Genomic DNA, 13,014 nt, shown 5'->3' with positions numbered 1-13,014 from the left:
TTATTTCGCTCTTTCTATTATTTCAACCAATCTCCACCTTTTGTTTTTAGACAAAGGTCTTGTCTCCATGATTTTAACTGTATCACCTACACCGCAATCATTGTTTTCATCGTGAGCAGCAAATTTCTTTGTCTTGCTCATGAACTTTCCATACATAGGGTGCTTCACTTTACGTGACACTTCTACAGTGATAGTTTTCGACATTTTGTCGCTTACCACTTTCCCTACTCGTTCTTTTCTTAAATTTCTGGCTTCCATCTCGAACTAACTTATTGTTGGGCGATTTGTTTAGCCCTGATTTCAGTGTTTAACCTTGCTACTAATTTTTTAGCTTCTCTCAATCTCATAGGATTTTCGATCGGCGTAATAGCATGTGCAAATTTCAATTTTGCAAAATTTTCTTTCTCAGCTACCAGCTTGCTTTTCAATTCATCAAGCGATAAGCCTTTGATTTCAGAATTATTCATAATTTCCTGTATTTAAATCAAGAAGGTTTAACCCTTATACTTGAAAGTCTCTTCTTACAATGAACTTTGTTCTTATTGGCAACTTTTGCTGAGCAAGTCTTAGAGCTTCCTGAGCCAATTCTTTGCTCACACCGGCCGCTTCAAATAAGATAGTACCAGGTCTAACAACAGCTACCCAATATTCCGGTGCCCCTTTACCCTTACCCATTCTTACTTCTGCAGGTTTTTTAGTTACAGGCTTGTCTGGAAAAATTCTAATCCAAACCTGGCCTTCCCTTTTCATTGCTCTTGTCATTGCAATCCTGGCTGCCTCTATCTGACGACTAGTAATCCAACCTGGCTCTAGGGACTTGATTCCAAAAGTTCCGAAGGCCAAAGTATGACCTCGCTGAGCAATTCCTTTTACTCTACCCTTCTGTTTTTTCCTGAACTTAGTTCTTTTCGGTTGTAACATCTCTTAAATATTTTGTACCTCTAAAGTGAGGGATTATTGTCTTCTTTTTCTTCTAGGTCCATCGTTATTACCTCCTCGTGGTGCTCTATTTCCACCACTTGGGCCTTGGTTACCCATTCCGATGTTTGGCGAAAGATCTCTCTTTCCATAAACTTCGCCTTTGAATATCCAAACTTTGATACCGATTTTACCATAGATGGTGTGTGCTTCAGATATAGCATAGTCGATATCAGCTCTCAAAGTATGAAGAGGGATTCTACCTTCTTTGTACTGTTCAGTTCTTGCCATTTCAGCTCCACCTAGTCTTCCAGCAACCTTGATTTTGATGCCTTGCGCTCCTACTCGCATTGATGAGGCAATAGCCTGTTTCATTGCTCTTCTGTAAGAAATTCTGGCTTTTAACTGCTGAGCGATTGACTCACCCACTAATGCCGCATCCAATTCAGGTCTTTTAATCTCAAAGATGTTGATCTGCAAATCCTTTCCAGTAAATGCTTTCAATTCTTCTTTGATCTTGTCAACTTCAGATCCTCCTTTTCCTATCACCACACCAGGTCTGGCGGTGTGAATTGTCAAAGTGATTCTTTTAATGGTTCTTTCCACAACAATTTTAGAAATTCCTCCTTTAGGAATTCTGGCTCTGATGTATTTTCTGATTTTGGTGTCTTCTACCAATTTTTCAGGAAAGGTTTTATCGCCATACCAGTTGGAATCCCAACCTTTAACAATTCCTAATCTAAATCCTATAGGGTTTACCTTCTGTCCCATTGTTATTTGTTTTCCGAAGTTTCAGTATTCTTTTCTGCGCTCTCTGCGTTGTGACTATCCACAACCAACGTCACGTGATTAGATCTCTTTCTAATTCTGTGAGCTCTTCCTTGCGGAGCAGGTCTTAGCCTTTTCAAAATTCTTGCACTATCTACAAAAATTTCTTTTACGTATAGGTCTGCTTCTTCAAGCTTCGCATCCTCGTTTTTAGCTTCCCAATTTGAGATGGCAGATAATAATAATTTATCTAATCTAGCAGCACCTTGCTTTGCCTCAAACTTCAGTACGTTTAATGCATGGTTTACTCTTTGGCCTCTTACCAAATCAGCAACCACTCTCATCTTTCGAGGAGAGGTAGGTACGTTTTTTAGTTTTGCTACAGCTTCCATAGTTCAGCTATTTATTTTCTTTTGTCTTTTTTGTTAATATGACCTCTGAAATTTCTCGTAGGAGAGAATTCGCCAAGCTTGTGCCCAACCATGTTTTCAGTTACAAACACAGGGATAAATTTATTGCCGTTGTGTACTGCAAATGTGAATCCTACAAAATCCGGAGATATCATCGACCTTCTTGACCAAGTTTTGATCACTGATTTCTTACCTGATTCGTTCATTGCAACAACTTTGTTCTCAACTCTGAAATCTATATAAGGCCCTTTTTTTAAAGATCTTCCCATTACTTATTTCTTCTTTTTACCAATGATCAACTTGTTAGAATATTTCTTAGGTGTTCTGGTCTTTTGACCTTTAGCAAATACACCTGTACGAGATCTAGGGTGACCTCCTGAAGACTTACCTTCACCACCGCCCATTGGGTGATCCACAGGGTTCATTGCTACACCTCTTACTCTAGGTCTTCTACCTAACCATCTGTTTCGACCAGCTTTACCCAATCTTACATTCATATGATCACCGTTTGATACGGTTCCGATAGTTGCCAAACAAGTAACAAGTACCAATCTCATTTCGCCGGAAGGCAACTTCACAGTGGCATACTTACCTTCTCTTGCCATCAATTGCACGTATGCTCCAGCACTTCTAGCCATTGATGCACCTTTTCCAGGCTTCAATTCCACGTTGTGGATTATTGTACCCAGCGGAATTTCAGACAAGTAGAGTGTGTTTCCCACTTCAGGAGCGACACCTGGGCCAGACAACAATGTCTGTCCGACTTCAATACCAGCCGGTGCAATGATGTATCTCTTTTCTCCATCTGCGTAGAACAGCAGAGCGATTCTTGCAGTTCTCATTGGATCATACTCGATAGACTTCACAACAGCTGGTATCCCAAACTTGTTTCTTTTGAAGTCAATCTCTCTGTATTTTCTCTTGTGTCCACCGCCAACATTTCTGATAGTCATTTTACCAGTATTGTTACGTCCACCATTTCTGTGAACTGCTTTGGTCAAGGATTTTTCCGGAGTAGAGCTAGTGATCTCATCAAATACAGGTGCGACCCTATATCTGGTACCCGGCGTCATCGGTTTTAATTTTCTTACAGCCATTTTCTAACTATTTATACTCCTCCGTAAAAATCAATTATATCTCCTTCAGCCACTTGTACGATTGCCTTTTTGAAAGCACTTGTTCTTCCAGTCACGACTTTCGATTTAGTGTACTTAGATTTTGCGTTGCCTTGGTAAACCATTGTGTTTACACGTTCAACCGTTACTCCGTAAGTTTTCTCTACAGCTTTTTTGATTTCAACTTTATTTGCATCTTTATCTACAATAAAGCCATACTTTCCACTTTCATTAAGTGCAGAAACTTTCTCGGTAACTAGTGGTTTTCTTAGTATACTCATCTTCTTATTTCGTTAATAAGTTCTGAATCTTTTCAATAGAACCTTCACAAAGTATCACATTATCAGCGCTGAGCAAATCATAAGTATTGATTTGTTCTGCTGTTGTTACTTTTGTTTTTTGAAGGTTGTTAGACGACAACACAATGTTCTTATTATCTTCTCCTAAGACCAACAGGGTCTTTTTGCCATTCAAGGCGAGGCTTGTTAATAAGCTTTTGTATTCTTTAGTCTTAGGTGCTTCGAAGCTAAAATCCTCAAGCACAGAAATACTTTTATCAGTTGCTTTATAAGACAAGGCTGATTTTCTGGCCAACGATTTCAATTTCTTATTGAGCTTGAATGAATAATCTCTTGGCTCTGGGCCAAATACTCTTCCTCCACCCCTAAACAATGGCGACTTAATGCTACCTGCTCTCGCGGTACCTGTGCCTTTTTGTTTCTTAATTTTTCTAGTCGATCCAGCAATTTCTGCTCTCTCTTTCGACTTGTGAGTTCCTTGTCTTTGATTAGCTAAGAATTGCTTTACATCTAAATAGATAGCATGATCATTTGGCTCAATGCCAAATATGTCCTTAGCCAAATCAACTTTTCTCCCGGTATCCTCACCGTTTTTATTTACTACGGATACTTTCATGACTATTTCTCTAGAATTACAGTTCCATTCTTAGGCCCTGGTACAGACCCGCTAACTAAAATGAGATTCTTCTCAGGGATAATCTTCATTACTTGAAGGTTAGTCACCTTTACTCTCTCGTTACCAGTTTGTCCAGCCATTCTCATTCCTTTGAATACTCTAGCTGGGTATGATGCTCCACCAATAGATCCAGGTGCTCTCAGTCTGTTGTGCTGACCATGGGTAGCTTGTCCAACACCGCCGAAGTTGTGTCTCTTTACTACACCTTGAAAACCTTTACCTTTTGAATTGGCAATTACATCAACAAAATCCTCCTCTTGGAAAATATCTGCAACGCTTAGTTGTTGTCCTAATTCCACACCTCCTTCAAATTCCACACGGAAATTTCTAAATTCAACTAATTGTTGCTTAGGAGTAGTTTTCGCTTTCGCGAAATGACCTTTCAAGGCTTTAGTTGTGCGTTTTTCCTTACGTTCTCCGTAACCCAATTGCACAGCTGTATACCCGTCAGTCTCTTCGTTCTTAACTTGCGTTACTACGCAAGGACCAGCCTCGATCAATGTGCATGCGACGTTTCGTCCATCGGCACCAAAGATGCTAGTCATCCCAATTTTTTTTCCTATTATACCTGACATTTCAGTATTAAATTTCTTTAATAATTTTCGCCTTTTCGTCCACTTATTCGGAAAAGGAGTGCAAAGATAGCAATTATAAAATTGCAGTCAAACAATTCCCAAACAAAAAAGTAACAATTCCGTAAGGCACAAAAAAAGAACCACGTTCTCACGTGGTTCTCATATTTTACAAGTCTAATTATTAGACTTTAATCTCTACATCTACGCCACTTGGCAACTCTAGCTTCATCAAGGCATCAACTGTCTTTGCACTGTTAGAGAATATATCTACCAATCTCTTATAAGTACACAGCTGAAATTGCTCTCTAGCTTTTTTGTTTACGTGTGGTGATTTCAATACAGTAAATTTTTCTTTTACCGTAGGAAGTGGAATAGGTCCGCTTACCACAGCACCAGTAGACTTTACTGCTCTTACGATCTTTTCAGAAGATTTATCAACCAAATTGTGGTCGTAAGATTTAAGCTTAATTCTAATTTTCTGATTCATATCAATATGCGTTAAACGGCCTCTCCTTTTACCTTTTTAATTACTTGCTCTGCAATGTTCTTTGGAACTGCATCGTAGTGCGAGAATGTCAATGAAGCGGTAGCTCTACCTGAGGTCATCGTTCTGAGGTCAGTTATGTAACCAAACAACTCAGACAACGGCACATCTGCCTTCACCACTTGAGAATTTCCTTTTACGTCCATTCCCTTCATTAAACCTCTACGTCTGTTCATGTCACCTGTGACAGATCCAGTATACTCGTCCGGAGTCACTACTTCAACGCCCATGATAGGCTCGAGTAATACCGGATTCGCTTTTTTAGCAGCTTCCTTAAAACCAATTTTTGCAGCTAACTCAAATGATAATGCATCGGAATCCACGTCGTGGAAAGACCCATGGTACAATTTCACTTTCATGCTGTCCAATGGATATCCAGCAAGTGGGCCATTTTCCATTGCTTGAGTAAATCCTTTCTCAATTGAAGGGATAAATTCTTTTGGAATTACACCACCTACAATTTTGTTGACAAATTGCAAACCTGTTTTCTCGTAATCCTCATCTACAGGAGATAATTCAAACAAGATATCGGCGAATTTACCTTTACCACCTGATTGCTTTTTGTAAACCTCTTTGTGATCTACTAAAGTTTGGATGGCTTCTTTGTAAGCTACTTCAGGAGCTCCCTGGTTGATTTCAACCTTAAATTCTCGCTTCAAGCGATCAATGATAATATCAAGGTGCAACTCACCCATTCCTCTTAAAATGGTTTGACCTGTTTCATGGTCAGTATTAACCACCAAAGTTGGATCTTCTTCAACCAGTTTGGAAATTGCCATTCCCAGCTTGTCAGCATCTGCCTGAGTTTTTGGCTCAATAGCATATCCAATAACAGGATCTGGAAAATCCATAGACTCAAGTACAATTTTGTGCTTTTCATCACAAAGTGTATCTCCTGTTTTGATATCCTTGAACCCTACTACTGCGGCTATGTCACCTGCATGAAATTGGTCAATTTGATTTTGCTTGTTAGCATGCATTTGGAAGATACGAGATATACGTTCCTTTTTGTCGGTTCGTGTATTCCATACATATGATCCTGAATCCAGCGTACCTGAATAGGCTCTTGCAAAACATAAGCGGCCCACGAATGGATCGGTAGCAATCTTAAATGCAAGTGCTGCAAAAGGCTCACTTGCAGATGGCTTCCTCAATGTTGGTTCCTCTGTATCAGGGTTAATACCTTCGATACCTTCTCTGTCCATAGGTGACGGAAGCAATTCCATCACATAATCCAACATCGTCTGAACACCTTTGTTCTTAAAGGCAGAGCCACAGAACATCGGCACAAAATCCAAATTGATAGTTGCTTTTCTAGAAGCAGCAATAATTTCATCTTTCGATATAGATTCTGGATCTTCGAAATATTTTTCCATCAAAGTCTCGTCGTATTCAGCTACTGCTTCTAACAAGCCTTCTCTGTATTGGTCTACTTCATCAACCATATCGGCAGGAATCTCAATCTCTTCGAAAGTCATCCCTTTATCCTCTTCATTCCAAACCATAGCTTTTCTCTCCACGAGATCAACTACTCCTCTGAAACCTTCCTCTGCACCGATAGGCAATTGGAATGGAACTGCTTTAGTTCCTAATCTTTCTTTCACTTGCCCACAAACTTTCAAAAAGTCCGCACCAGATCTGTCCATTTTGTTGACAAATCCTAAACGAGCGACTTTGTAGTTGTCAGCTAGTCTCCAGTTAGTTTCTGATTGAGGCTCAACACCATCAACAGCACTAAACAAGAAAACCAAACCATCTAATACTCTCAAAGATCTATTTACCTCAACTGTAAAGTCGACGTGACCAGGAGTATCAATGATATTGATGTGATATTCTTTTTCTTTGTATTTCCAGAAAACAGTGGTTGCAGCAGAAGTAATTGTAATACCTCTTTCTTGCTCCTGCTCCATCCAGTCCATGGTAGCCGCGCCATCATGAACTTCACCGATTTTATGACTCACTCCCGTATAGTACAGAATTCGTTCGGTAGTAGTGGTCTTGCCTGCATCAATGTGCGCTGCAATTCCAATATTACGAGTCAATGTAAGATCTCTTGCCATTATTTCCTGAAATTAAAATCTAAAATGTGAAAATGCCTTGTTCGCTTCAGCCATTCTGTGAACATCGTCTTTCTTCTTCACAGCAGCTCCTTCACCTTTAGCAGCAGCAATAATTTCACCAGCCAATCTTTCCTTCATTGTCTTCTCTCCTCTGGCTCTTGAGTATGAAATCATCCACTTGATTCCTAATGAAGTTTTCCTATTCGGTCTTACTTCAATTGGAACCTGAAAAGTTGCACCACCTACACGTCTACTCTTCACCTCTACTGAGGGCATGATGTTGTTAAGCGCTTTTTTCCAAGTGTCAAGACCATTCTCACTACTTCTTTCTTCTACCAATGCTACTGCATCGTAAAAGATCGAATAAGCAATACTCTTCTTTCCGTCCACCATGAGGTAGTTCACGAATTTAGATACTAGCGTATCTTGAAATTTCGGATCCGGAAGAATATATCTCTTCTTTGGTTTCGATTTTCTCATCTTTCTTTTAAATTATTATTTTTTTTCTTTTGGCTTCTTGGCTCCATACTTAGATCTTCTCTGTGTACGACCGCTAACACCGGCTGTATCTAAAGCTCCTCTGATGATGTGATATCTTACACCCGGTAAATCTTTCACTTTCCCACCTCTGATCAGTACAATCGAGTGTTCTTGTAGATTATGACCTTCACCTGGAATGTATGCATTCACTTCCTTGCCATTGGTTAACCTTACCCTAGCAACTTTTCTCATCGCAGAGTTAGGTTTCTTAGGCGTGGTTGTATATACCCTGGTACATACACCTCGTCTTTGCGGGCAAGAATCCAATGCAGGAGACTTTGATTTTGATACCAATGTCTTTCTGCCTTTTCTTACTAATTGTTGTATAGTAGGCATTTACTTAAAAATTTATATATTTCAATATCTTCCGAAATTTCGGAACGCAAAAATAGGGATTAAGTATTTCTCAACAAAATATCCTAACCCCTAATTATCTTATATTTATTCTAGTCCATCAGGCCTCGCCAACGGCTCCTCCAAAATTCATTGGAAATTTGGGTGAATCGTCTACGTGCTTTATAGGTCCAAAAGTTTGTTCGTACTTATTAATATTATCCTGAAGCGCCGCAAACAGTCTTTTGGCATGTTCTGGAGTAATTACAACTCTAGACTTAACCTTAGCTTTTGGCACTCCTGGCATCAATCGAATAAAATCAATAACAAACTCTGAATTGGAGTGAGCTATCATGGCCAGATTGGCATAAACTCCCTCTGCAATATCCTCAGACAATTCAATATTTATTTGATTGCCCGCCTGAGCTTTGTCTTGATTTTCTTCTTTTTTACTGCTCATCTACCTGAAACTCTTTAGATTTCTCGAATTCTTCTTTCGAAGAGACTAATGTATCATACTCTTCTTGAGAGGCCACGATCATATCCTGGAATTGTCTCTGTCCTGTACCTGCCGGGATCAAGTGTCCTACAATTACATTCTCTTTCAATCCATTCAAAGTATCTCTCTTTCCTCTAATAGAAGCTTCACTCAATACCTTAGTAGTCTCCTGGAAGGAGGCCGCAGATATGAAACTTTGTGTTCCTAAAGATGCTTGGGTAATACCCTGAAGTGTTGGCTTCGAAACCGCTGGTTCAGCATTTCTCACCTGTACGATCTTCATATCTTTTCTTTTCAGACTAGAATTTTCATCTCTAAGCAACCTGGAGGTGATAATTTGACCTTGTTTCAAGTTTGCAGAGTCACCACAATCAATTACTACTTTCATATCAAGGATAGAATCATTTTCTTCCATGAAGAGCAATTTATCAACTATCTGTCCTGGTAAGAAGGTGGTATCGCCAGCATCCAAGATGTTTACTTTCTGCATCATCTGTCTAACGATGGTCTCAATGTGTTTGTCATTGATTTTCACCCCTTGCAAACGATATACTTCTTGAATTTCGTTTACGAGATATTCCTGAACAGCAGTAGGGCCTTTGATCGCAAGGATATCAGCAGGAGTAATTGCTCCATCAGACAAGGCATAGCCTGCCTTTACGAAGTCATTGTCCTGGACAAGAATGTGCTTAGAAAGGGATACCAGGTATCTCTTTTTCACGCCATCTTTAGATTCGATAAATATCTCTCTGTTGCCTCTCTTGATTCCTCCATAGGTCACTACTCCGTCTATCTCCGAAACTACTGCCGGATTAGATGGGTTTCTTGCCTCGAATAATTCAGTTACTCTAGGTAGACCCCCAGTAATATCACGTGATTTACCCATTGTCCTTGGGATTTTCACAAGAATCTGACCTGCCTTTATTTTATCTCCGTCTTCGACTGCCAAGTGAGCACCAACTGGAATGTTGAATGTATATTCTTCATCTTTAGATTCTACTATAATAGCTGGGTTCTTAGTCTTATCTTTTGTATCGATAATTACCTTCTCTCTGTGACCGGTTTGCTCATCAGATTCTTCCTTGTAGGTAATACCTTCAACGATTGAATCAAATTGAACCTTACCGTCCGCTGCAGATAGAATCACCGCATTGTAAGGATCCCAGTGACATAGTCTATCTCCTTTCTTGACTTTCTTTTTATTCTTAACATCCATGAAAGCACCATATGGAACATGATTAGTAATCAGTGTCTTTCCAGTAGTTTCATCGATGATTCTTATTTCACCTGTACGTCCCATTACCACCTCTACAGCGTCTCCGTCTGGGTTGGTAGTCTTGATCGCTCTCAATCCTTCCACTTCTACAATACCGTCAAATTTGGCAGGAATGGTAGCGTCAACTGCAATGTTTGATGCTGTACCCCCAACGTGGAATGTTCTTAATGTAAGCTGAGTACCTGGTTCGCCAATCGACTGTGCTGCAATTACACCAACTGCCTCACCACTTTGTGCCATTGCACCAGTGGCTAAGTTTCGTCCATAACATTTAGCACACACGCCTTTTTTAGACTCACACGTCAATACTGATCGAATCTCTACGGTTTCGATGGCCGTATCATCAATTTTCTCAGCAATTTCTTCGTTGATTTCAATTCCAGAAGGAATCAGCAATTCTTCAGTAAGCGGATCGTATACATCATGTACAGATACTCTACCAAGAATTCTTTCTGATAATGGTTCTACGATATCCTCGTTGTCTTTTAGTGCTGACACGTCCAGGCCTCTCAAGGTTCCACAATCATCTTCGTTTACCACAACGTCCTGAGACACGTCTACTAGTCTTCTTGTCAGGTATCCAGCATCTGCCGTTTTAAGTGCAGTATCGGCTAGACCTTTACGAGCACCGTGAGTAGAAATAAAGTACTCAATTACATCCAGTCCTTCTTTAAAGTTGGATAGAATCGGGTTCTCAATAATTTCTCCTACAGACCCTTGAAGGTTTTTCTGTGGTTTAGCCATCAATCCTCTCATTCCACCGAGCTGACGAATCTGCTCTCTTGATCCCCTTGCACCTGAGTGCATCATCATATAGATAGAGTTGAACCCCTGGTCTTCTTCTTCCAGTTGCTTCATCAAGGTACCTGTCAACATAGAGTTGATTCTAGTCCAGATATCAATTACCTGATTATATCTCTCGTTGTCGGTAATGAGGCCCATTTGGTAGTTTTGCCATACAGCATCCACCTCTTCTTTGGCCTGAGCAACTAACTGGTCTTTTTCTGCAGGAATGTTGATATCTCCAAGTCCCATAGACAATCCACCTTTATATGCAGACTGGAATCCAAGGTGTTTGATGTCATCAAGGAATTGTGCCGTTCTGGCCATTCCAGAGATTTTGAATACATTCGAGATAATTTGCTGCAATTTCTTCTTAGATAGAAGTTCATCTACAAATCCAACCTCTTCAGGAACCAACTGATTGAATATCACTCTGCCAGCAACGGTTTCTATTATTTTTGATTCTAGTTCACCAGCTGCAGTTCGAACATTGGTTCTTACTTTGATGAATGCATGTTTCGACAGTTTGCCTTCGTTGATAGCAATTTCAACTTCTTCAGCGCTATAGAAAGTCATTCCTTCTCCTGCAACAACTTCTTTGTCTGTACTTCTCTTTCCTTTAGTTACATAGTACAACCCTAAAACCATGTCCTGAGAAGGAACCGTAATCGGTGCTCCATTTGCTGGGTTCAGAATGTTGTGTGAAGCAAGCATCAGTACTGAGGCTTCCAAAATAGCTTCGTGTCCCAGAGGAACGTGAACTGCCATTTGGTCACCATCAAAATCCGCATTGAACGCCGTACATGCCAGTGGGTGTAATTGAATCGCTTTACCTTCAATCATTTTAGGCTGAAATGCCTGAATACCCAATCTGTGAAGTGTAGGAGCTCTGTTGAGCAACACTGGATGTCCTTTGAGTACATTTTCCAGGATATCCCAGATAACCGGATCTTTTCTATCAACGATTTTCTTAGCAGACTTTACAGTCTTAACTATTCCTCTTTCAATTAGTTTTCTAATAATAAAAGGTTTGAATAGCTCGGCAGCCATACCTTTAGGCAGACCGCATTCGTGCATTTTCAGTTCTGGTCCAACTACAATTACAGATCGACCAGAGTAATCAACTCTTTTACCAAGAAGGTTTTGACGGAATCTACCTTGCTTACCTTTGAGCATATCACTCAAAGATTTAAGGGCTCTATTTCCATCAGACCTTACTGCATTAACTTTTCTTGAATTGTCAAAAAGTGAATCCACGGCTTCCTGAAGCATACGTTTCTCATTCCTAAGAATTACTTCAGGGGCTTTGATATCAATCAATCGCTTTAGACGATTGTTTCTGATAATTACCCTTCTATATAGATCATTCAAATCTGAGGTAGCGAATCTACCACCATCCAATGGCACCAATGGTCTCAATTCCGGAGGAATTACTGGAACCATTTTGATGATCATCCACTCAGGTTTGTTTTCTATTCTTGTTTTTGCATCTCTAAACGCTTCTACAACTTTCAGTCTTTTCAAGGCCTCTGCCTTTCTTTGCTGAGAAGTATCTGTAGCAGCCTGATGACGCAATTCGTAAGACAATTCATCTAATTTGATTCTTGACAAAGACATTTCAAGTGCCTCAGCGCCCATCTTTGCGATGAATTTATTTGGATCGTCATCATCCAACAATTGATTTTCTCTCGGCAATTTATCCAGAATGTCGAGGTACTCATCTTCTGTAAGGAAATCATGACGAGCAATTCCATCTTCTTCTTTAGCACCGGGCTGAATTACCAAGTAACGTTCGTAGTAGATGATTTGATCCAATTTCTTGGTTGGAATTCCAAGAAGGTATCCGATTTTGTTTGGTAGAGACTTGAAGTACCAAATGTGAGCGACAGGAACAACCAATTCAATATGGCCCATTCTCTCTCTTCTTACCTTCTTCTCGGTAACTTCAACTCCACATCGATCACAAATAATGCCTTTGTATCGAATTCTCTTATATTTTCCACAATGACATTCCCAATCTTTTACCGGGCCGAAAATTCGCTCACAGAACAATCCACCCATTTCAGGTTTATATGTTCTATAATTGATAGTTTCAGGCTGAGTAACCTCACCATGTGAGCTTTCCAGAATAGATTCGGGAGAAGCCAAACTTACCGTAACTCTCGAAAAGTTGCTGTTTAGCTTTTTGCTTTTTCTGAATGCCATAATTACAATCTTA

At 40.0% G+C, this 13,014-nt stretch carries 16 protein-coding genes; all 16 read right to left on the bottom strand.

Annotated features, from left to right (window positions below; genetic code table 11):
• Nucleotides 1–258: a 30S ribosomal protein S17 gene (rpsQ, locus tag ABJF11_RS17790; RefSeq protein ID WP_348121479.1), complete on the bottom strand. Its 258-nt coding sequence runs from the start codon at nt 256–258 to the stop codon at nt 1–3.
• Between the two features lie 11 nt (nt 259–269).
• Entirely contained in the window at nt 270–467 is a 198-nt protein-coding gene (gene rpmC / locus ABJF11_RS17785; RefSeq protein ID WP_348121478.1) for a 50S ribosomal protein L29, read from the bottom strand.
• 34 nt (nt 468–501) lie between these two features.
• Entirely contained in the window at nt 502–921 is a 420-nt protein-coding gene (gene rplP / locus ABJF11_RS17780) for a 50S ribosomal protein L16 (protein ID WP_348121477.1), read from the bottom strand.
• A gap of 33 nt (nt 922–954) precedes the next feature.
• Nucleotides 955–1,689, bottom strand: a complete 735-nt coding sequence (rpsC, locus tag ABJF11_RS17775) for a 30S ribosomal protein S3 (protein ID WP_348121476.1) — start codon at nt 1,687–1,689, stop codon at nt 955–957.
• A 2-nt stretch (nt 1,690–1,691) separates the two neighbouring features.
• Complete coding sequence (gene rplV, locus ABJF11_RS17770) at nt 1,692–2,078, bottom strand: 50S ribosomal protein L22 (RefSeq protein WP_348121475.1); 387 nt, start codon at nt 2,076–2,078, stop codon at nt 1,692–1,694.
• Between the two features lie 11 nt (nt 2,079–2,089).
• Nucleotides 2,090–2,365, bottom strand: coding sequence for a 30S ribosomal protein S19 (gene rpsS / locus ABJF11_RS17765; RefSeq protein WP_348121474.1), 276 nt, complete (start codon nt 2,363–2,365; stop codon nt 2,090–2,092).
• Between the two features lie 3 nt (nt 2,366–2,368).
• Nucleotides 2,369–3,193: a 50S ribosomal protein L2 gene (gene rplB, locus ABJF11_RS17760; RefSeq protein ID WP_348121473.1), complete on the bottom strand. Its 825-nt coding sequence runs from the start codon at nt 3,191–3,193 to the stop codon at nt 2,369–2,371.
• A gap of 11 nt (nt 3,194–3,204) precedes the next feature.
• A complete protein-coding gene (gene rplW, locus ABJF11_RS17755; RefSeq protein WP_348121472.1) occupies nt 3,205–3,492 on the bottom strand; it encodes a 50S ribosomal protein L23 in 288 nt (95 codons plus the stop codon).
• Between the two features lie 4 nt (nt 3,493–3,496).
• Complete coding sequence (gene rplD, locus ABJF11_RS17750; protein ID WP_348121471.1) at nt 3,497–4,126, bottom strand: 50S ribosomal protein L4; 630 nt, start codon at nt 4,124–4,126, stop codon at nt 3,497–3,499.
• A 2-nt stretch (nt 4,127–4,128) separates the two neighbouring features.
• On the bottom strand, nt 4,129–4,761 hold the full coding sequence (rplC, locus tag ABJF11_RS17745) for a 50S ribosomal protein L3 (RefSeq protein WP_348121470.1): 633 nt from the start codon (nt 4,759–4,761) through the stop codon (nt 4,129–4,131).
• 181 nt (nt 4,762–4,942) lie between these two features.
• Nucleotides 4,943–5,248 (bottom strand): 30S ribosomal protein S10, encoded by a 306-nt coding sequence (gene rpsJ, locus ABJF11_RS17740; protein ID WP_084373615.1) that lies wholly within the window; start codon nt 5,246–5,248, stop codon nt 4,943–4,945.
• An 11-nt stretch (nt 5,249–5,259) separates the two neighbouring features.
• Entirely contained in the window at nt 5,260–7,365 is a 2,106-nt protein-coding gene (gene fusA, locus ABJF11_RS17735) for an elongation factor G (protein ID WP_348121468.1), read from the bottom strand.
• Nucleotides 7,366–7,377: 12 nt separating this feature from the next.
• Nucleotides 7,378–7,845 carry a 30S ribosomal protein S7 gene (gene rpsG, locus ABJF11_RS17730; RefSeq protein ID WP_348121467.1) on the bottom strand — a complete coding sequence of 156 codons (468 nt, stop codon included), beginning with the start codon at nt 7,843–7,845 and terminating at the stop codon, nt 7,378–7,380.
• Nucleotides 7,846–7,860: 15 nt separating this feature from the next.
• Nucleotides 7,861–8,241, bottom strand: a complete 381-nt coding sequence (rpsL, locus tag ABJF11_RS17725; RefSeq protein ID WP_348121465.1) for a 30S ribosomal protein S12 — start codon at nt 8,239–8,241, stop codon at nt 7,861–7,863.
• A gap of 118 nt (nt 8,242–8,359) precedes the next feature.
• A complete protein-coding gene (locus ABJF11_RS17720; protein ID WP_348121463.1) occupies nt 8,360–8,698 on the bottom strand; it encodes a DUF3467 domain-containing protein in 339 nt (112 codons plus the stop codon).
• On the bottom strand, nt 8,688–13,001 hold the full coding sequence (gene rpoC / locus ABJF11_RS17715; RefSeq protein ID WP_348121461.1) for a DNA-directed RNA polymerase subunit beta': 4,314 nt from the start codon (nt 12,999–13,001) through the stop codon (nt 8,688–8,690). Before rpoC ends, ABJF11_RS17720 begins: the two co-directional genes overlap by 11 nt.
• Nucleotides 13,002–13,014: the final 13 nt, after the last annotated feature.

The sequence above is a fragment of the Reichenbachiella sp. genome, from assembly GCF_039941815.1.
GTDB lineage: Bacteria > Bacteroidota > Bacteroidia > Cytophagales > Cyclobacteriaceae > Reichenbachiella.
Note: the sequence above shows the minus strand (reverse complement) of the source record. Positions and strands in the feature narration are given on the sequence as shown.

Coding starts and splice junctions, on each gene's coding strand:
- rpsQ (WP_348121479.1), bottom strand. CDS start 258: ATGGAAGCCAGAAATTTAAGAAAAGAACGAGTAGGGAAAGTGGTAAGC.
- rpmC (WP_348121478.1), bottom strand. CDS start 467: ATGAATAATTCTGAAATCAAAGGCTTATCGCTTGATGAATTGAAAAGC.
- rplP (WP_348121477.1), bottom strand. CDS start 921: ATGTTACAACCGAAAAGAACTAAGTTCAGGAAAAAACAGAAGGGTAGA.
- rpsC (WP_348121476.1), bottom strand. CDS start 1,689: ATGGGACAGAAGGTAAACCCTATAGGATTTAGATTAGGAATTGTTAAA.
- rplV (WP_348121475.1), bottom strand. CDS start 2,078: ATGGAAGCTGTAGCAAAACTAAAAAACGTACCTACCTCTCCTCGAAAG.
- rpsS (WP_348121474.1), bottom strand. CDS start 2,365: ATGGGAAGATCTTTAAAAAAAGGGCCTTATATAGATTTCAGAGTTGAG.
- rplB (WP_348121473.1), bottom strand. CDS start 3,193: ATGGCTGTAAGAAAATTAAAACCGATGACGCCGGGTACCAGATATAGG.
- rplW (WP_348121472.1), bottom strand. CDS start 3,492: ATGAGTATACTAAGAAAACCACTAGTTACCGAGAAAGTTTCTGCACTT.
- rplD (WP_348121471.1), bottom strand. CDS start 4,126: ATGAAAGTATCCGTAGTAAATAAAAACGGTGAGGATACCGGGAGAAAA.
- rplC (WP_348121470.1), bottom strand. CDS start 4,761: ATGTCAGGTATAATAGGAAAAAAAATTGGGATGACTAGCATCTTTGGT.
- rpsJ (WP_084373615.1), bottom strand. CDS start 5,248: ATGAATCAGAAAATTAGAATTAAGCTTAAATCTTACGACCACAATTTG.
- fusA (WP_348121468.1), bottom strand. CDS start 7,365: ATGGCAAGAGATCTTACATTGACTCGTAATATTGGAATTGCAGCGCAC.
- rpsG (WP_348121467.1), bottom strand. CDS start 7,845: ATGAGAAAATCGAAACCAAAGAAGAGATATATTCTTCCGGATCCGAAA.
- rpsL (WP_348121465.1), bottom strand. CDS start 8,241: ATGCCTACTATACAACAATTAGTAAGAAAAGGCAGAAAGACATTGGTA.
- ABJF11_RS17720 (WP_348121463.1), bottom strand. CDS start 8,698: ATGAGCAGTAAAAAAGAAGAAAATCAAGACAAAGCTCAGGCGGGCAAT.
- rpoC (WP_348121461.1), bottom strand. CDS start 13,001: ATGGCATTCAGAAAAAGCAAAAAGCTAAACAGCAACTTTTCGAGAGTT.